The 19238-nt window shown below is 59.3% G+C and carries 18 protein-coding genes and 1 pseudogene; 10 read left to right on the top strand and 9 right to left on the bottom strand.

From position 1 onward, the window contains the following. Positions 1–13: 13 nt before the first annotated feature. The 5 genes from AC0KW6_RS15235 to AC0KW6_RS15215 form a co-directional block, all read right to left on the bottom strand. Positions 14–1285, bottom strand: a complete 1272-nt coding sequence (locus tag AC0KW6_RS15235) for an ABC transporter permease (protein WP_323776048.1) — start codon at positions 1283–1285, stop codon at positions 14–16. A gap of 82 nt (positions 1286–1367) precedes the next feature. Continuing rightward, positions 1368–2468 carry an extracellular solute-binding protein gene (locus tag AC0KW6_RS15230; protein WP_323776049.1) on the bottom strand — a complete coding sequence of 367 codons (1101 nt, stop codon included), beginning with the start codon at positions 2466–2468 and terminating at the stop codon, positions 1368–1370. A gap of 81 nt (positions 2469–2549) precedes the next feature. After that, positions 2550–3650 carry an ABC transporter ATP-binding protein gene (locus AC0KW6_RS15225; protein WP_323776050.1) on the bottom strand — a complete coding sequence of 367 codons (1101 nt, stop codon included), beginning with the start codon at positions 3648–3650 and terminating at the stop codon, positions 2550–2552. 366 nt (positions 3651–4016) lie between these two features. Then, complete coding sequence (locus AC0KW6_RS15220) at positions 4017–5411, bottom strand: aspartate aminotransferase family protein (protein WP_323776051.1); 1395 nt, start codon at positions 5409–5411, stop codon at positions 4017–4019. 66 nt (positions 5412–5477) lie between these two features. Then, complete coding sequence (locus tag AC0KW6_RS15215) at positions 5478–6164, bottom strand: GntR family transcriptional regulator (RefSeq protein ID WP_323776052.1); 687 nt, start codon at positions 6162–6164, stop codon at positions 5478–5480. Positions 6165–6306: 142 nt separating this feature from the next. On the opposite strand from AC0KW6_RS15215, the gene AC0KW6_RS15210 reads away from it, so the two are divergent. From AC0KW6_RS15210 to AC0KW6_RS15190, 5 genes are all read left to right on the top strand, one after another. Continuing rightward, the gene (locus AC0KW6_RS15210; protein WP_323776053.1) at positions 6307–7395 is read left to right on the top strand and encodes a polyamine ABC transporter substrate-binding protein; all 1089 of its coding nucleotides are present in this window, start codon (positions 6307–6309) and stop codon (positions 7393–7395) included. 118 nt (positions 7396–7513) lie between these two features. Further along, entirely contained in the window at positions 7514–8641 is a 1128-nt protein-coding gene (locus AC0KW6_RS15205; RefSeq protein WP_323776054.1) for an ABC transporter ATP-binding protein, read from the top strand. Continuing rightward, positions 8641–9522, top strand: coding sequence for an ABC transporter permease subunit (locus AC0KW6_RS15200; protein WP_323776055.1), 882 nt, complete (start codon positions 8641–8643; stop codon positions 9520–9522). The genes AC0KW6_RS15205 and AC0KW6_RS15200 overlap by 1 nt, the downstream gene beginning before the upstream one ends. Beyond that, a complete protein-coding gene (locus tag AC0KW6_RS15195) occupies positions 9519–10334 on the top strand; it encodes an ABC transporter permease (protein ID WP_024092279.1) in 816 nt (271 codons plus the stop codon). The genes AC0KW6_RS15200 and AC0KW6_RS15195 overlap by 4 nt, the downstream gene beginning before the upstream one ends. Further along, positions 10334–11653 (top strand): NAD(P)/FAD-dependent oxidoreductase, encoded by a 1320-nt coding sequence (locus AC0KW6_RS15190; RefSeq protein WP_474035324.1) that lies wholly within the window; start codon positions 10334–10336, stop codon positions 11651–11653. The genes AC0KW6_RS15195 and AC0KW6_RS15190 overlap by 1 nt, the downstream gene beginning before the upstream one ends. Here the strand turns inward: AC0KW6_RS15190 and AC0KW6_RS15185 are convergent. The 3 genes from AC0KW6_RS15185 to fliK form a co-directional block, all read right to left on the bottom strand. Next, the gene (locus AC0KW6_RS15185; protein ID WP_474035353.1) at positions 11626–12441 is read right to left on the bottom strand and encodes a phosphotransferase; all 816 of its coding nucleotides are present in this window, start codon (positions 12439–12441) and stop codon (positions 11626–11628) included. The two genes, AC0KW6_RS15190 and AC0KW6_RS15185, sit on opposite strands and share 28 nt — an antisense overlap. A 109-nt stretch (positions 12442–12550) precedes the next feature. Next, the gene (locus AC0KW6_RS15180) at positions 12551–13228 is read right to left on the bottom strand and encodes a flagellar hook capping FlgD N-terminal domain-containing protein (protein ID WP_323776057.1); all 678 of its coding nucleotides are present in this window, start codon (positions 13226–13228) and stop codon (positions 12551–12553) included. Positions 13229–13232: 4 nt separating this feature from the next. Then, entirely contained in the window at positions 13233–15128 is a 1896-nt protein-coding gene (fliK, locus tag AC0KW6_RS15175; protein WP_474035323.1) for a flagellar hook-length control protein FliK, read from the bottom strand. Positions 15129–15256: 128 nt separating this feature from the next. Here fliK and AC0KW6_RS15170 point away from each other — a divergent pair, with 128 nt between their 5' ends. The 5 genes from AC0KW6_RS15170 (at position 15257) to flbT (ending at position 18173) form a co-directional block, all read left to right on the top strand. Next, positions 15257–15550 carry a rod-binding protein gene (locus tag AC0KW6_RS15170; protein ID WP_474035322.1) on the top strand — a complete coding sequence of 98 codons (294 nt, stop codon included), beginning with the start codon at positions 15257–15259 and terminating at the stop codon, positions 15548–15550. After that, positions 15543–15902 carry a flagellar biosynthesis protein FlgN gene (locus AC0KW6_RS15165; protein ID WP_474035321.1) on the top strand — a complete coding sequence of 120 codons (360 nt, stop codon included), beginning with the start codon at positions 15543–15545 and terminating at the stop codon, positions 15900–15902. The genes AC0KW6_RS15170 and AC0KW6_RS15165 overlap by 8 nt, the downstream gene beginning before the upstream one ends. A 201-nt stretch (positions 15903–16103) precedes the next feature. Then, complete coding sequence (locus AC0KW6_RS15160) at positions 16104–17321, top strand: flagellin (protein WP_323776061.1); 1218 nt, start codon at positions 16104–16106, stop codon at positions 17319–17321. Positions 17322–17394: 73 nt separating this feature from the next. After that, complete coding sequence (gene flaF / locus AC0KW6_RS15155; RefSeq protein WP_323776062.1) at positions 17395–17766, top strand: flagellar biosynthesis regulator FlaF; 372 nt, start codon at positions 17395–17397, stop codon at positions 17764–17766. 2 nt (positions 17767–17768) lie between these two features. After that, positions 17769–18173, top strand: a complete 405-nt coding sequence (gene flbT / locus AC0KW6_RS15150; RefSeq protein WP_323776063.1) for a flagellar biosynthesis repressor FlbT — start codon at positions 17769–17771, stop codon at positions 18171–18173. 426 nt (positions 18174–18599) lie between these two features. Here flbT and AC0KW6_RS15145 read toward each other — a convergent pair. Then, positions 18600–19238 (bottom strand): annotated as a pseudogene (locus AC0KW6_RS15145) (IS110 family RNA-guided transposase); the annotation flags it as partial.

The following is a 19238-nucleotide window of genomic DNA, read 5'->3' as shown; positions in this document are numbered from 1 at the left end:
GCGCTCATGTCCGTTACCCCAGCTTCACGTTGTCGATGCCGACGACCTTGTCGTAGACCCAGTAAAGGGACAGAACCACCGCCAGAAGGATTGCGCCCAGTGCCGCGCCCAAACCCCAGTTGCCCGAAGTCGAGATGTGGTAAGCGATTAGGTTCGAGATAAAGGTGCCCTTGGTGCCGCCAACCAGGGCCGGGGTGATGTAGTAGCCGACAGCCAGAATGAAGACGAGGATCGACCCGGCGCCGATTCCCGGCACGGTTTGCGGAAAGTAGACGCGCCAGAACGCCGTCCAGTCGGTGGCCCCCAAGGATTTGGCGGCGCGGAGATATGACGGGTTGATGGTCTGCATCACCGAGTACATTGGCAGGATCATGAAGGGCAACAGGATATGGGTCATCGCAATGATGGTGCCCAGCTCGTTGTTGATGAGAACCAATCGGTTGGCGTCATCCACAAGCCCGATCCAGACCAGCGTATCGTTGATAACCCCCTGCTGCTGCAGCAGAATTTTCCACGCAGAGGTCCGCACCAGAAGCGATGTCCAGAACGGCAGCAGCACCAGGATCATCAGCAGGTTTGCCTTTCGTGCCGGCAGGTTCGCCAGGATCCAGGCAACCGGATACCCCAAAAGGATGCAGCTGAAGGTGATGATCAGGGACATCCGCATGGTCCGGATCAGCATGGTATTGTAGATCCGTTCATTTTCTGGCCGGATCTCGGGGCCATCAGCCCCCAGCCGCATATCGACGGCGTTCAGGAAGTAGCCGGACGTGAAGCTGCTGGAATAAGTCTTGATCGTCCGCCAAAGCTCGACATCGCCCCAGCCGTCGTTGAGATCGATCAGTTTTTCGCGGAAGGGGCCGTCGTTTGCGATATCCCAATTCTTGACCTTGCGGCCGGACTTGCGGAACACAGAAGAGAGGCCCGGGTTTTCATAGTTCAGACGCTTGGCAACTTTGGTGTGGGTCTTCACATTAGCCGCGTCCTTAAGGTCGGCGGCCAGAGCGGCAAAAGCAGCCTCCTCCGGCAGTTGACCCGATGCAGGATCCCAGTCAGCCAGTACCTCAACCGTGCGGGGTAATGTATCCTGGACAATCCGGTTCTCTACCGACCGGAACAGCATGTCCGCCACCGGGAGGATGAAGGTCACAAGGATGAACAGCAACAGCGGCGCGATCAGCAGCAGTGCGCGCAGCTTCTGCATGCGCAGAGCACGCGCCAAGCTGCGCTTCAGCGGCCTGCCGTCGGCGGCCAGCACCGGGCCGGATTGGGTAATATCACTCATTGGGTTCCCGTCGGGTCTTATTTTTTTGTGGGCAGGGGGCCCGGTCAAGTCAGGCCCCCCGCAGCATCAGGTGTCGGTCAGATTACTTTGCCAGCCATGCCTGGAACTTTGCGTTCAGGTCATCGCGGTTGTCTGCCCACCATTCGTAGTCATAGATATGCACGTTGCCTGCATTTGCCGGGTCAGTCGGCATATGCGGGGCCATATCGATGCCCAGTTCGGCGTGCTTGCCAACCAACGGTGCCGAGGATGCTCGGGCCGGACCATAGGAGATGTAAGCGGCCTGATCAGCCAAACGCTGGGTGTCGGTCGCAAACTTCAGGAAGTCCATCACGCGCGCCTTGCGGTCTGCAGGCAGACCGGCCGGAACAACCCAGCCATCCAGATCAAAGGACTGCATGTCCCAGAGCATACCGATCGGCTGGTCCTGTTCGGCAATTGCCGAGAACAGACGGCCGTTGTAGGTCGAGCCCATCACCACTTCGCCGTCCGCCAGCAGCTGCGGGGTTTCCGCACCGGCAGTCCACCAGACGACCTGATCCTTGATGCTGCCCAGTTTGGCCAGCGCACGCTCCACACCTTCGTCGGTGCCGAGAACATCGTAGATTTCATCCTTGGCCACGCCGTCGCAATAGAGCGCCCATTCCAAGTTGTCGATCGGGCGTTTCTGCAGCGAGCGCTTGCCCGGATACTTTTCAGTATCGAAGATTGCGCAGACTGTTTCCGGCTTGTCGATCAAATCGGTGCGGTAGCCGAATGTGGTCGAATAGACGATCTGCGGCACAAAGCAGTCGCTGACGATCAGATCGCCGAAGTCTTCGGAGGCCGGGGTGCCATCGGGCGCGGCAGCCAGATCTTCGTCATGGTTGATTTCTTCGGCCAGGCCTTCGTCGCACAAGCGCATCGAGTCGGAGGCCACAGCGTCCACCAGGTCCCAGGTCACATTGCCGGCTTCGTTCATGGCGCGGATCTTGGCCACAGCCTCAGCAGAGCTTTCGTCCCAGATCACCTTAACGCCGGGATTTTGGGCCAGATAGGGTTCCACATAGGCTTTCTGCTGGCTGGCCTGATAGGCACCGCCCCAGGATACCAGTGTCAGCTCATTGGCCATTTCTTCGGCAAAGGCCGAAGGGGCGCAAAGCGCAGTGGTCACCGCCAGTGCAGACAGTTTGCTGATTTTCATAGAGAGTCTCTCCTTGTTGAAATTCACAGACGTGAGAATCCCCCCCGGTCATTCGTCCGCCGGGGGTTTTGCGCGTGCGGATCAGGCGTCCAGCGCGCGGCAGTCTTCCGGCAGCCAGCCGATTTCAATCTGCTGACCGGGCTGAAGACGGGCTTGGTCCGGGGCATTCCGGGTTTTGATGATGAACTCATCATTGCCGGCCACCCGCAGACGGGTGCGGAAGATGTCGCCCATATAGATGAACTCCAGAACTTCCGCCTTAAGCGTATGAACACCTTTCTGCAGGCGTTCCTTGTTGTATTCCACCCGTTCGGGGCGGATCGACACACGGGTGCGCTCGCCGGGGCGGGACACGTTGACCGGCTTGCAATCAATCAGTCCGCCATCGTCAAGCTGCACCAAGGCGATACCGTTGTTGATTTCCTTGACAGTGCCTTCCAGCGTGTTGTTTTCACCGATGAACTGGGCAACAAAGCTGTTGTCCGGGCTTTCATACAGCTGGTCCGGCGGTGCAATCTGCTGGATCCGGCCATCGTCAAACACAGCGACACGGTCCGACATTGTCAGCGCTTCGGTCTGGTCGTGGGTCACATAGACCACAGTAATCCCCAAGCTGTGCGCCAGATGGGTGATTTCGAACTGCATCTTTTCGCGCAGCTGCTTATCAAGCGCGCCCAGCGGTTCGTCCATCAGAACCAGTTCCGGTTCAAAAACCAACGCGCGGGCCAGGGCGACCCGCTGCTGCTGGCCGCCAGACAACTGCGACGGGCGGCGGCCGCCAAAGGCGCCCATTTCAACCATGTCAAGCGCCCGTTTCACCTTGGCTTCGCGCTCGGACTTGCCCATTTTTCGGACTTCCAGCGGGAACGACAGGTTTTCCGCAATCGTCATATGCGGAAACAGCGCATAGTTCTGGAACACCATGCCGATGCCGCGCTTGTGCGGCGGTATGTTGTTGATCGACGTTCCGCCAAGGCGTATATCGCCATGGGTGGCGGTTTCAAATCCTGCCAGCATCATCAGGCAGGTCGTCTTGCCCGAACCGGACGGGCCGAGCATGGTCAGAAACTCGCCCTTGGGCATAGTGAGGTTGAGGTCTTTGACAACGAGATTTTCGCCATCATAGCTTTTTTGGACGCGTTCGAATTCAACGAACGCATCGACGTTTGACGCATCAGCCAAAGCAGGCTCCCCGTAGTTTTGTCATTCTGGCAGATTTTCTCTGCGCTTATTCGAAGTTAAACACACCAAAGCCATCAAACGCTAGGTATGAAAAAATATTCTTTCCATGGCGAGAGTGCGAAGTTCCTGCTTCAGCTGCTCCCTAAGAGGAAATGAGCATCCTCAGGGAAGCCTAGACCCGTTCCGGCAGGCGGCATCGGACTTTTTGCGACGCAACACGGACGTCATGCGACGCGCCTTGCAAGGCGCCATCCTGAAAACGACCTTTTTATCCTCCTTACCGAAAAAAACAGCCCGGCAACAATGTTGCCGGGCCGGGATGAAACGCTGACGAGGACAGCACTGTTGCGCTGCCCGGGAGAAGAATCAGACGCTGTGCAACAAGTCTTGCTTCTTCAGCTCGGCATAACACTCATCCAAGGATTTGGAGGCACGTTCGATCATCACGTCGATTTCAGCAGGAGTGATCACAAGCGGCGGCGAAATGATCATCCGGTCCCCGACATGACGCATCACCAGGTTGTTGGCAAAGCAACGCTCACGGCAGATATAGCCGACCGTGCCCGCCTCTGCGGCAAAGACCGCGCGGGTCTCCTTGTTCGGGGTCAGTGCAATAGATCCCATCATGCCGGCGATCCGGGCCTCTCCCACCAGCGGATGATCCGCCAGCGCTTCCCATTTTTCTTTCAGGTATGGCGCGGCGACATCGCGCACATGGCCGAGAATGTTCTCCTCCTCCATGATGCGCAGGTTCTCCAGCGCCACAGCCGCCGCCACCGGATGGCCGGAATAGGTGTAGCCGTGGTTGAATTCATCCCCGGCAATCACCGAAGCGACCTCGTCGCTGACAATCGAGCCGCCGATTGGCGCATAGCCCGAGCTGAGCCCCTTGGCGATGGTCATGATGTCAGGACGGATGTTCAGGGTCTCGCTGCCAAACCAGTTGCCGGTGCGCCCGAACCCGCAGATGACTTCATCAGCAATCAGCAGGATTTCATACTTGTCGCAAATACGCTGGATTTCCGGCCAGTAGCTGTCCGGCGGCACAATCACCCCGCCCGCCCCCTGCACCGGCTCCGCAATAAAGGCGGCAACGCGGTCTTCGCCCAAGTCCAGGATTGCCTCTTCCAACTCGCGCGCACGCTGGAGACCGAATTCCTCCGGCGGCATGTCGCCGCCTTCGGCCCACCAATGCGGCTGGTTGATGTGGTGGACGTCCGGGATCGGCAATCCGCCCTGGGCGTGCATTCCGCTCATCCCGCCCAAGGAGCCGCTGCCAACCGAGGAGCCGTGATAGGCGTTTTTCCGGCTGATGATGACAGATTTGCCGGGCTTGCCTTTCAGCGCCCAGTAATGGCGCACCATGCGGATGTTGGTGTCATTGGCCTCGGAGCCGGAACCGGCAAAAAACACATTGTTCAGATCGCCCGGTGCCAGCTCGGCAATCTTGGCGGCCAGAGCGATGGCCGGAACGTGCGTGGTCTGGAAAAAGGTGTTGTAGTACGGCAGCTCGCGCATCTGGCGTGCGGCCACCTCGGCCAGCTCATCCCGGCCATAGCCGATGTTGACGCACCACAGGCCGGCCATCGCGTCAAGAATCCGGTTCCCCTCGCTGTCGGTCAGATGCACGCCGTTGGCGCGGGTGATGATGCGCGCCCCCTTCTGCGACAGCTCGCCATTGGCGGTGAACGGGTGCATGTGATGGGCTGCGTCCAGCGCCTGCAGCTCGGCCGTCGGCATGTGGTTAGTGATCACGGTCATGGGAGTCGCTCCTGAGAAAGACTGATTTGCCCCAGAATATGATCAAATTCGGAAGTGTCAATCGAATCAGTAGGCACCTTTCAGACCGTCGACCACATGCTCCATCCCTTGGCAGACGTCCCGATCCATCGCCAAAGCGGCCATTTCCGGGTCCTGCCGCCGCAGCGCCTCCAGGATATCTTTGTGCCGGTCCGGAAAGCTCTGAGTTCCAAGCCGCCCGCTCACCACCCGCAGCGACGGACCGAAGCGCAGCCACAACCGGTCGGCAATGTCGCTGAGGATCGGGGCATCCGCATGGGAATAAAGGGCGGTGTGGAAGCTGTAGTTCTGCACCAGGTAACCGGCCACATCGCCGGTTGTGATGGCCTTGTCCAAGGCGTTGTCGATCACCTCCAGTTCCTCTATGTGGGTCGCGCCGATACGCATGGTTGCCCGCCGTGCAAGCTCACATTCTATTGTTTTTCTGGCAAAAATAAGCTCTTCCAAATCCTCCGGCCCCAGCAGGGGCACTGAAACGCGGCGGTTGCCCTGAAACATCAGCGCGCCGTCCGAGATCAGCCGCCGGATCGCCTCGCGGACCGGTGTCATGCCGGCCCCCAGCGTCTCCACCAGGCCCTGAATTGTCACCGCCTGGCCAGGCACCAGTTCGCCGAACAGAATCTGCGACCTGAGGGTCTGATAAACGATCTCATGCGCGGGCAGTTTTGCCGGACTTTCCTGTACTGCAGCGGATGGTGAATTCGTCTCTGCCACCTGGTGTTTTCCTCTTCAATTTCGGCCAGCTTGCACCATCCTGAGCCAAGTGAAAACATAAAGAGTATTGCCGAACGCAGCAAAACTTGATCAAATCCTTTCACAGCCGGACCCGGAAGCCGGCACGCACAGGGAGAAATTCATGACACTGAAAACGATGACCATGACCGCCGTCGTTGCCCTTGGCACGGCCGCTGCCGCATCCGCGGAAGAGGTGCGCGTCTACAATTGGTCGGACTACATTGATGAGAGCCTGCTGGAAAAGTTCGAACAGGAAACCGGCATCGACCTGATCTACGACGTCTTTGACAGTAACGAGGTTCTGGAAACCAAGATGCTGGCGGGCGGCTCAGGCTACGATGTTGTGGTACCCACCGGCTCCTTCTTGGCGCGCCAGATCCAGGCAGGCGCTTTCCAGCAGCTAGACTTCTCCAAGCTGCCCAATTCGGGAAACCTGTGGGATGCGATCCAGGAGCGGACCGCCCGTTATGATCCCGGGAACGCCTATTCAGTCAACTACATGTGGGGTACCACCGGCATCGGCGTGAATGTCAGCAAGGTCAAGGAAGTGCTGGGAGAAGATGCCCCGATCGACTCGCTGGAACTGGTTTTCAACCCGGAGAACATGGCTAAATTGGCCCGCTGTGGCGTGCATTTCCTGGACGCACCGGACGAAATGATCCCGGCGGCCTTGCAGTACATCGGTGAAGATCCCAACAGCGCGGACCCGGACGTTGTGGCCAAAGCCGAGCCGGTGCTATTGGGCGTCCGGCCCCACATCACCAAGTTCCACAGCTCCGAGTACATCAATGCGCTCGCAAATGGCGATATCTGCGTGGCCTTCGGCTGGTCCGGCGACATTCTACAGGCCCGTGACCGTGCGGCCGAGGCGGACAATGGCGTCGAGATTGAGTTCAACGCCCCCAAGGAAGGCGCGCTGATGTGGTTCGACCAACTGGCCATCCCGGTTGACGCGCCAAACCCGGAAGGCGCGCACAAGTTCCTGAATTTCATTATGGATGCGCAGAACATGGCGGCGGCATCCAACTATGTCTATTACGCCAACGGCAACAAGGCGAGCCAGGAGTTCCTGGAACAGGATGTGATCGGCGATCCGGCAATCTATCCCGGCGCCGAGACCGTTAAGAACCTGTACATCAAGGAAGGCTACCCGCCGAAAGTACAGCGCAAAGCCACCCGCATGTGGACCAAAATCAAATCCGGCACCTGACCAGCCGGACCTGACTTGCGGGGCGCATCCGGCGCCCCGCAAATCCTAATGCGCTTGGGCGGTCCCGGGCGCGCGCCCCCACACACATCCGTGCGAGCATTCGCAGAAGAGGCCCGGCTTGACTGCTTCCGTATTCGAACCTTGGAATGATCCCGAGGCGAAGCCCTTGATCCACTTTCAGAACGTCACCAAACGTTATGGCGAGTTCACCGCCATCGACGATTTGTCCATCGGCATCTACGAAAAAGAGTTTTATGCCCTGCTGGGCCCGTCGGGCTGCGGCAAGACCACGCTGATGCGCATGCTGGCCGGGTTTGAAACCCCGTCTGAAGGCACCATCCTTCTGGCCGGACAGGATATTGCGCCGGTGCCGCCGAACAAACGCGCCGTGAACATGATGTTCCAGTCCTACGCTCTGTTTCCGCATCTGTCAGTCTGGGAGAACATCGCCTTTGGCCTGAAGCGTGAAAAGATGCCCAAGCATGACATCAACGACCGCGTCGAGGAAATGCTGCGGCTGACCCGGCTGGAAAAATTCGCCCGCCGCAAGCCGCATCAGATCTCCGGCGGCCAGCGGCAGCGGGTTGCCCTGGCGCGGTCCTTGGCGAAACATCCGAAACTGCTGCTGCTGGATGAACCGCTGGGCGCGCTAGACAAGAAGCTGCGCCAGGAAACCCAGTTCGAGCTGATGGACATCCAAGAGAAAACCGGCACTACTTTTGTGATCGTGACCCACGACCAGGAGGAGGCCATGACAGTCGCCTCCCGCGTGGCGGTGATGGATCACGGAAAGATCATCCAGGTGGCCACGCCAGACCGGATATATGAAACCCCGAATTCCGTCTATGTGGCTGATTTTATTGGCGACGTGAACCTGATCTCAGGCACTGCCAAGCCCACTGGCAGCGACACCTACGCGATGTCCTGGCACGAAGGCTATGGGCCGCTGACCGTGCAGTCCCCCAATGCTCTTTCCGATGGGCAAAATTGTCAGCTGGCAATTCGGCCGGAGAAGGTCGCGATCAGCGCCGAAAAACCCGAACAGGCGGACAATGCCGTTCAGGGCCGCATCCTGGACATCGCTTATCTGGGCAATATTTCCACCTACCATGTGGAACTGCCGACCGGCGCGGTGATCAAGGCCCAAACCGCCAACACCCGCCGAATCGCCCGCCGCGCCTTTACCTGGGAAGACACTGTCTGGCTGTCATGGACCGCCACGGCAGGCGTTCTGCTGGCAGACTGATGCGCCGCTTTGTTCTGATCGCCATTCCTTATGCTTGGCTCCTGGCGCTGTTTCTGGTGCCTTTTGCCATCGTCTTGAAAATCTCCCTGTCGGATTACGCGGTTTCGATCCCTCCCTATGTACCGCGATTTGATCCGGAAACCGGTCTCAGCGCCCTGATCGCGGCGTTGGATTTTGAAAATTTCATCTGGCTGACCGAAGATGACCTGTACTGGAAGGCCTATCTCAGCTCGCTGAAAATCGCGGTTATCTCAACCTTTTTCACCCTGCTGGCGGGGTATCCGATCGCCTATGCCATGGCCCGCGCACCAGCGGAATGGCGGCCGACCCTGATGATGCTGGTGATCTTGCCGTTCTGGACGTCGTTTCTGATTCGCGTCTATGCTTGGATGGGGATCCTGTCGAACGAAGGGTTTCTCAATCAGTTCCTTATGTGGACCGGGGTGATCTCCGAACCGCTGACAATCCTCAATACCAACTCCGCCGTCTATATCGGTATCGTCTACACTTATCTGCCCTTCATGATCCTGCCGGTCTATTCGGCGCTGGAACGGTTGGACGGCTCGTTGATCGAAGCCGCCGAAGACCTCGGATGTTCGCGTCTGTCGGCGTTCTGGCTGGTGACCATTCCCTTGTCCAAGACCGGCATTATTGCCGGCTGCTTTCTGGTCTTTATCCCGGTGCTGGGCGAATTCGTCATTCCCTCGCTCCTGGGCGGATCGGACACGCTGATGATCGGCAAGGTTCTGTGGGAGGAATTCTTCTCCAACCGCGACTGGCCGGTGGCCTCAGCCGTGGCGGTGGTTCTGCTGCTGCTACTTGTGATCCCGATTGTGCTGTTCCAGCGCAACCAGCAGAAACAGCAGGAGGCAGGCCAATGAAGCGCCTAAGCTGGTTTAACGCCGTATCACTGACCCTTGGCTTTGCATTCCTCTACATCCCGATGGTGATCCTGGTCATCTTCAGCTTTAACGAAAGCAAGCTGGTCACCGTCTGGGCCGGGTTCTCGACCAAGTGGTACGGCGAGCTGTTTCAGAACGAGGCGTTCCTGAACGCTGCCTGGGTCACCATCAAGGTGGCGGTTTTCTCTTCCACCATGGCCACCGTGCTGGGCACCATCGCCGCCTATGTGATGGTGCGCGGCGGGCGGTTCATGGGGCGGACACTGTTCTCGGGCATGATCTATGCGCCGCTGGTGATGCCCGAAGTCATCACCGGCCTGTCGCTGCTCTTGCTGTTCATCGGGATCGGCCTGGACCGCGGCGTGCTGACAATCGTACTGGCGCATACCACATTCTCGATGTGCTATGTCTCGGTAGTGGTGTCGTCACGTTTGGTGACTTTTGACCGGTCGCTGGAGGAAGCTGCGCTGGATTTGGGCTGCTCCCCGGCGGAAGCGTTCCGGCTTGTGACCCTGCCGATCATCGCGCCCGCAGTGATTTCCGGCTGGCTCTTGGCCTTCACCCTGTCGCTGGATGATCTGGTAATCGCCTCCTTCACCTCCGGCCCCTCGGCAACCACCCTGCCGATCAAGATTTTCTCGGCCGTGCGCCTGGGCGTCAGCCCTGAGATCAACGCGCTGTCGACAATCATGATCGCGATCGTGACCGTGGGGGTGATCACTGCCTCGCTGGTGACCAAGCATCAGATGGTCCGCCAGAAGCGCGAGGAACAGGCTGCGGAGCGGGCCTGATGCGCCGGATCTTCTCCGGCTACGCCTATGGCCCCGGCCCCCGCAGCAACTGCTGGTGGGACGAGACCATTGCAGCACCGGACTGGCCGGTGCTGCAGGGCGAGGCCGTTGCCGATGTGGCGATCATCGGCGGCGGATTCACCGGCATGTCTGCCGCTCTGCATTTGGCAGAAAGCGGCTTGTCCGTTGCGGTGCTTGAGGCAGAGGCGCCGGGTTGGGGCGCGTCGGGGCGCAATGGCGGCTTCTGCTGTTTGGGCGGTTCAAAGCTGTCGGGCGGCACGATGCGGCGGGTCTTTGGCAGATCCGCGGCTGATACATATCACGCCGGCGAAGAGGCCGCGGTGCATCTGGTCCGCGGCCTGCTGCAGTCCCATGATATTGATGCCGACACCCATTCAAATGGCGAAACCCAGTTGGCGCACACAGAAAAGGCGGCGCGCCGCCTGCAGGCGGAAGCCGGGAAACTCCGCCGGGCGGGAGGAGAACCGGATTTCCTGACCCGCGACCAGCTTGCCGGCAAAGGGCTGAATGGCCGTTTCCATGCAGCGCTGACAACGCCTGTAGGTTTTGCGCTGAACCCGCGCAAATACCTGTTCGGGCTTGCCAAGGCCGCGCAGAATGCCGGTGCAAGGTTGCACCAACGCAGCGCGGCGCAGTCGGTACAGCAGGCAGCCAGGGGCTATGTAATAGAGACTGACCAAGGGTTTCTAAGCGCACCCAAAGTCATTATCGCGACCAATGGGTATTCCTCGGAGGACCTGCCGGGCTGGCTCGCCGGGCGTTACATGCCCGCACAATCCACCGTCATGGTAACCCGGCCGCTGACCCAAGCGGAACTTGACGCGCAGGGCTGGTTTTCGCATCAGATGGCCTATGACACCCGCAATCTGCTGCACTATTTCCGGCTGATGCCGGACAACAGGTTCCTGTTCGGAATGCGCGGCGGGCTGCTGGCTTCCCCTCGGGCCGAAGCGGCGATACGCCGTAAGCTGCGGCAGGACTTTGAGGCGATGTTCCCGGCCTGGCATGATGTGGAAGCCACTCATTTCTGGTCAGGCATGGTTTGCCTGTCGCGCAACCTTGTCCCCTTCATTGGCCCGGTGCCGGAGCGCCCCGGCATGTTTGCGGGATTGTGCTACCACGGCAATGGTGTGGCGATGGGCAGTTATGCCGGACGGCTGCTGAGTGATCTTGTACAAGGGGGCGCGCCGACGCTGCCCTACTCACCCATAGTGCAGAAAATGTCACGTTTTCCTTTGGGCCGCGCCCGCCGGATGCTGATGCCGCCGGCCTATGCGGTTCTGGGCCTGATGGACTGAAGCGCCGCGCGTTCCAGTTCCAAGGCCTGCAGGTCCTGCGCTCCGCCTCTTTCGGCCCGCCACTGGCAATAGGCTGCCATGCGCCAATGGAACCAGGGCTTCAGCGCCAATGCCCGTCCTGCAACCCGCGGATCAGGGTAGGCTCGCAGAAAGGCGTCTTCTTCAGCCTTGGACAGTGGCGCGCCCCGGTACATCAGCTGCATTGCAGGCGACAGGAACAAAGACAGATCCTCTGCCGGGTCGCCGATTTGCGGGCATTGCCAATCAATCAGCGTCAGCGTGCCGTCATGTGCCAGCAGGTTGCCAGGCACAGGGTCGCCATGAATAAGCACCAGCTGAGGCAGCGGCGGGACCCGGCCCAGAGGGCGGAGCGCCGCCAGCTGATTGCAATCGCGGCAGTTTTTCAGAATTTCAACGGTTTGCTGTTCCAGCGCCGCGCTGCCATTCACGCCAAAAGGCAGGCCCGGAGGGGGCGCCAGATCATGCAATCGCCCCAACAGCTGCGCTACATGGCCGGTGTCCTGCCGCCAGGGACTACCGTTAACATGCGCATAGCCCAGCCACTTCCCGCCTTCAAACTCACCGGTATGGACCAGCGGCGGCACCATACCGGTGCCGGACAAAGCCGTCAGCACAGCAACCTCGCGGGCCGGATCATTGGCAAACAACGGGTTGGCGCCTTCGGCTGAATAAAGCTTGATCACCAGCGCGCCGGCCCGCCAGACATGATTGGACCGCCCGCCAGCCAGCCGCCGGGGACCAGGAACATGCAGCCCCAAGGCCGACAGATGCGCAAAAAAGCGGGGTTCGAACTGATCAGAAAGCGGTTGCAGGGCGGTCTCCGGTGTTATGCCGCCCTGTTCTTAGACAGTTTTTCCGTCTGCGCATACCTCAGGATCAGGCGTCAGGATCACGAAGCGCGTTCACCGACGAGGCCAGAACCACGGAACCGCCTTCGGTGATCAATCCCACTTCGCCGCCCTGCATCCGGGTTTCGTTCACCTTGAAATAGATTTCGGCATATTCCTGCAGCAGCAGCTCGTCACCTTTCCTGCTTTCGATCACAAAGGCGTATTCCCCCGCCTCAATTGGGGTGCCGTCATCATCCAGACCGGTCCACTGATAGGGCTCAGCCGAGACCGGCAGGGCAATGCGCTGCACTTCGGTGCCGTTTTTGTTCTGCACGACCAGCGTCACAGAATCCGCGGCAGCAGCCGGGTTAGGCGAAATAGTGATCTGATTGCTGCCATCAAAGTAACCGGGGGCCACAGCCCGGGCTTCCATACCGACCCAGCCTGAAAGTGCAGCCATATTGGCCAGGCCAAGCTGTGATTGCAGCCCTTCCAGCAGGTTGTTGCTCTTGGTCTGTTGCTCGACCATCGAGAATTGCGCGAGCTGTGCCGCATATTCTGTCGAATCCATCGGCTCCAGAGGATCCTGATACTTTGCCTGCGCGGTCAGCATCTTCACGAAAGTTTCAAAGTCGGATGTCAGGCCGGAAGCCTTTTCCGACGATGGCGTCAGCGGGTTGGATTGCCCTGCGGCGGCGCCTGCCGATGTAACTGCTGTTGTCATGTGATCAGACCCTCATATCCACACCGGCTGCTCCGAGCCGGAGGTTTTGTGTTGCTGCGTCGCTGGCATCCGTTGCATCAGCACCGCGCGTTTCTGCTGTTTCGCCGGACCGGCCGGAATCGCCGTCTGCATCGTCGTCTGGGCGACCGGCACCGGCCTGTCCACCGCTGAATTCAAAGGAGATGTCTTCATATCCCAGGCGGCGGAATTCCTCCGCCAGTTCATGGATGTGCCGGCGCATTAAATCTCCGGTTTCCGGACGTTCCGTCTGGATGATCATGGTGATTCCCGTTTCGCTGGCCACCACGCGCATTTTCACTTTGCCCAACTCCTGAGGGTTCAAACTCACCTCAACCTTCTGCTCGCCTTTGGCTGCAAAGGCCTCGGCCATCTGGGCCGCAATCATGCGCGGTGCTTCGGGCCGGTGCGCCCCATGTGTGCCGATCGAGGCTTCGGTAAGGAGCTGCGTCAAACCGGGTGCCTCGCTGGATAAGCCCAATGGGCCGGCCAGCGCCTCATCGGTTACAGGCAACAGCTCTGCCGCGGTTTTTCCGGCGGTCATCCCGCCGGCCGGCAAAGGCTGCAGCTGAGCAGCTGCCGGCTGAAGGATTTGCGGCGCCGCAGGCAATCTAACCGTCCGGGTCTCACTGCCTCTAAACGGGTCCGCCAAAGGGCTCGAAATTGCGGCTGGCTCCGCTTTCACCTGCATTCCATTTCCGTTCAAAACGGAAAAGGAACTCTGGTCGCTTTTCAGCCCCGGCGAATTAACAGCAGCCTGGCTGACTGTAATGCCAGGACTTCCTCCTTGCGAAACCGGATGGCCCGCCTTTGCTGTGCCGTCAGATTTTCCGCCAAAAGATTGAAGCGCCGCATGGATACTTGAACCAGTCTCGGAAGATTTGGATTGCGCCGCGCTGATTGCTTTTCCGATATTGCTTTGACCAGAGCTGTCGCTCGGCTGAGTCCGTTCCGCCTGCCCCTTTTCAACGGCTGGCAAGGCCGCTTGAGCGGCAGTCTCAGACGATGCGCGGGCAGGATTCGGGCGCAGATCGCCGGCTAGCCTGGCATCGGCCATGCGGGAGCCGGGTTCAGTTTCCCCCTCCTGCAGCACTGTGGCTTCGTTCCCTGGCGCGGCTGCCTGTGCTGGCGCTTGTAACGAAGACAGCGTTTTCTCTGCGTTTCCAGAACGCCCGGCCTTCCCGGAAATTTGCACGTTGTCTGCACCCCCCGGGCCCTGGCGAACCACTTCCCCCGCTTTAACGCCCGCAACCTGTTCAGTGGAATTTGCACTGGGGTCCGCTTTGGACTTGGCGCTTGGCTGGTCGGTTTCGTCGCCAGGTGCCGCGGCTTCGGTTTTAACACCTGTATCCGCGCCAGAATCCCCCGCAACCGGCAGTCCGCTCCACTGCTCAGCAGCCTGTGTCCCAATCCCCTCTTTGGTTTCGGAACTGGCGCTGTGGCGGGAAGTATCATTGGCTCCCGCGGCACCGCCCTGTTCTGCGGCTGTATCTCCAGTATTCTGCATCCCGGAAGCTATTTCCGCACCGGCAGGTCCTGCGTCTGCCTTTGTAGGGTCCTGTGCTGGTGCATCTTGAATTCTTCCATCGGAAGCGTTCCGGCCGTTCTGTGCAGATGCATCCTGCCCCGGTTCAAGGGGGGGGCTTAGGCTTTGCTTGCCACCCTCGGCCGTACTTTCCTGCAACCGGGGGTCAACTTCGGCCTCAGCCGATTCGCTCTCGGCTGATGGCCGTTCTTCCACCGGTTCAGCAGGGCCGGATTGAGCAGACATAAAGTCTGAGAAGTCTTTGGAAGTGTTGGATTTCTTAGCGCCATCCGGAGAGGCGGATGGTGGCTTACCGGCAGAGCCGGCTTCCACTCCAAGAAGCGAGTTCATATTCATGATCGTTTTCCAGACATTCTATCTCGACCCGGACAGATTTACCCCAAAGCGGTTACGGCAATTTTAACCGGTTCCTGCGCAGTCTTGGAAAAATCGATGGAATTCGACTTTCAACCGGAGAACCGGACATGTCAGATCTTTTGCCAAACCCGCTTCGGGCCATACCCCCAGGCACCCCGGTGCGCCTTGCAGTCAGCGACCCCCTGCGCGAGGCCGCAATTGAGCTCGAAGCCTCCTTCCTTTCAGAAATGCTGAAGTCCGCAGGGCTCGGTGAAGCCAGCGAAGGCTTCGGCGGCGGCGCTGGAGAAGAACAGTTTTCCAGTTTTCTGATCCGCGAACAGGCAACGCAGATCGCCCGCTCTGGAGGGATCGGTTTGGCTGAATCACTTTATCACGCATTAAAGGAGACCCAAGATGAGTAACCCGAAACCTCAGCAGCTCATTGATGAACTTGATCAGATTTTGGACCACGAGCGCAAGGCGCTGATGGCCGGCGACCTCGGCAAGCTGGAAGATCTTCTGGCCAGGAAAGAGAAAGTCATCGGCAAGCTGAATTCCGTGTCAGAGCTGGAACGTGAGACGCTCGAGCAGGTGCAGGCCAAGGTGTCGCGGAACCAGCAGCTTCTGAACAGTGCCATGGACGGTATACGTACTGTTGCTGCCCGAATGGCAGAGACCCGCCGCATCCGCAAGGGATTGGATGTCTATGACCAGGCCGGCAAGCGGGCCCGTTATAGCGCCCGTGGCAGCGGCAAACTGGAGAAGCGGGCCTAAGTGCAATTTGGGGAAAATTCTAGAAAACCAAATGCCAGCATTAGCACTCCCTTAGCAACTTCTGCGCCAATGTCGCCTTGCACCTCATGAAGGGTGGCGCGGAAGCCGGACAGCGGAACGCACAGTCAGAAGGACGTCACACAGCGCCCTCCGGGGCAATTAATATTGGGGCCAAAGCGCCCTCAGCTAAAGGAAAAAGCTATGACCAGCATTCTGACCAACAACGGCGCAATGGTTGCTTTGCAGACCCTGCAGTCGGTCAACAACAACCTGACTGACACCCAGAACGAAATTTCCACTGGTAAGAAAGTGGCGAACGCGCAGGACAACTCTTCGGTCTGGGCTATCTCGAAAGTGATGGAATCGGACGTTAAAGGCTTCGAAGCCATCTCCAGCAGCCTGTCGCTGGGTGACTCGACTGTTGCCGTTGCACGAAACGCCGCAGAGAGCATTGCGGACGCGCTGATTGAAATCAAAGGGAAGGTCATCGCCGCGCAGGAAGACAATGTTGACCGTGACAAGCTACAGGAAGACATTAAGGCCCTGCGGGATCAGATCAGCTCCATTTCCAGCGCTGCACAGTTCAATGGCCTGAACTTGTTGTCCAACATAGACGATACTGCTGGGTCCGGAACCATGTCGGTGCTGTCTTCGCTTGATCGTGCTGCAGATGGCTCTGTCACTGCGACGCACATCGATGTGAAAAAGCAGGACCTCGGGCAAGGGGCTGAGGTATTTGGTACAACGGGTGCAGGCACAGTCGCGGCAACCGGAGGCACCAGCACTCCCACCACGGCAGACGACAATGATACAATCAGCTTCGCGATTGCGGGCGCGGCGGCTGGAGAAAGCTACCGCCTCGACACCACCAACCTCGGTGGATCCGGTGATATCGCCTATGTCGCACGGGATGGTGATACGAACGCTGATGTCGCCACGGCTCTGGCAACCCGGATCACTGCCGACCTGACTGCTGCCGGTGTTACCGGCGTCTCCGTGGTAGCAAACGGTGCCAGCCTCGATATCACCAACACCACTGGCGCGGCCATTGCGATGGCAGGTACCTTCGATACCGCCAGCGATGGCACCGCAGGCGGCGGCCTGGCAGACTTGGCGAACATCGATGTGTCGACAGCAGCCGGGGCAGTTTCGGCTCTTGCCGACATCGAGGGCTTGATCCAGAGCGCAACCGATGCGGCGGCAGCCTTTGGTTCGTCGGCCGGCCGTATCGAGACCCAGTCCGACTTCGTTTCCAAGCTGACCGACTCGCTGAAGTCCGGCATCGGTTCGATGGTTGACGCGGACATGGAAGCGGCTTCGGCCCGCCTGAAGGCCCTTCAGACGCAGCAGCAGCTGGCCGTTCAGGCTCTGTCGATCGCCAATTCGGCCCCCCAGACCCTGCAGCAGCTGTTCCGCTGATACAGCCTGTCAGGGGCGTAGAATATGCGCCCCTGACACCAGCCTGAAGTAATACAAAATTGGAGAATCCAACGTGAACGCCAGTTCCATAGCGCGGCAAGCCTACGCCAAGAATGCTGCGCCGTTGCGCACGTCACGCGATACTGAATACAAGGCATTTGCCCAGATAACCCATCGTCTCCTCGCAGCTGCGCGCAAGGGCAAACCCGGCTTCAACGAACTTGCAGCCGCCGTGCACGAAAACCGCAAGCTTTGGTCAGTTCTTGCTGTAGATGTAGCTGACGGCAACAATCAACTTCCAGAAGATCTTAGGGCAAATATTCTCTCGCTGGCTGATTTTTCATTGACCCACAGTCATGCCGTTCTCCGGAACAAAGCGTCAGCAGCCCCCCTAATCGAGATAAACACGGCCATTATGCGTGGCCTCCGTGGCGGAGCTTCCTGAATATGAGCGGACTTGTCCTGAAACTTGCCCCCAAGGAGCGTGTCCTTGTAAATGGCGCGGTGATTGAAAACGGCGACCGCCGCAGCCGCCTGTCCATTGTCACCCCCGATGCCAACATCCTGCGGCTGCGCGATGCGATCCATCCGGAAGAAGCCAATACGCCGGTGCGCCGGGTGTGCTATGCTGCCCAGCTGATCCTGTCCGGTGACGCCGATCCCGAAGAAGAGCGCCTGCCAATGCTGCGCCGGATCGAAGAGCTGAGCCAGGTCTTTACCGATCCGGACAGCCGCGCCTCCATTGCCGAGGCAACAGAGGCACTGATCAGCAACAACCACTACCGCTGCCTGAAGGCGCTGCGCACCCTGCTGCCGCGCGAAGACAGGCTGTTTGCGGTCAGACCGTCCTAGTCGCATCCAACTTCTCCAGCCTGCCACACGACTTGCGGGCTGGACCTTCTGTCAGACTAGACCTGAAAAGCACCTTGAAGCATTGTACGAAACGCAAGCGGCTTTGATGTTGCAACCGCCCCCCGACAACATCGGCGTGCCATATGTGGACGGGCCCCTCCCTGCAAGAATTCTTTGATGATTTTGATCGGATCGCTTGCGTTCATATGTCCGGCCTGTTGGTGCGCTCGCACTTGAACGCCGGCCAAGATGGTTTCCGCTACGTGGGTTCCAAACAAGGTGGCGGCGACATCGGGCCATTGACACATACGGGGTGTCCCACATCTCGGATCGATCGATCACACTATCTTCAGGTTCCCTGCAAGTTCACGCATCAGCCCAGCACGGTAGCGTCTTTCTCCTGCTCACCGTGGCGGGCCAGTTTCTTCACGCGACTGGCCGCGCAGCAGTGTTTTTACAGGCCTCGCCCGACATCATCATTTTCCACGCGATCCTGGCGATCTTATTGGCCAACGCGACGGCCGCGAGTTTCGGCGGCTTGCGCTTGAGCAGATCGATAAGCCAGGGCGAGGCGGTCCTGCCTCTGCCCGCTCTCATCTGTCGAAGCAACGAAGTCGCGCCCACGACCAGTGTTTTGCGCAGGGCCTCATCGCCCGCTCGCGTAATAACACCGAACCTGACCTTACCAGCTGTCGAGTGATCCCTGGGGGCAGGCCCATCCAGGCCGCAAACTGTCTTCCGGATGCAAACTGCTCCGGTGCCGGCGCTTTCATCACCAGCAATACTGCACCGATCGGTCCGACACCGGGGATCTTCGCGAGGCGGCGACAACATTCGTTGCTGCGGTATCAGGTCATCAAACTCGCCTCTATCTCTTCCAGGCGCTCCCTCAGCTGCGCAAATTCATCCGCAAGTGACGTCAACAGATCGCGCGCCAAGGCGGGGACGTTTTCATCAGCCATGATGCGTTCCAGAAGGCGCGGAATATGAGACACGCCTTTGGCCGCGGTCAGTCCGAACTCGGCCGCATAGCCACGGATTGTATTGGCAAGTTGCGTCCGGGAG

This window comes from Leisingera sp. SA215 (assembly GCF_055902035.1).
This window is presented reverse-complemented; position numbering and strand designations above follow the sequence as displayed.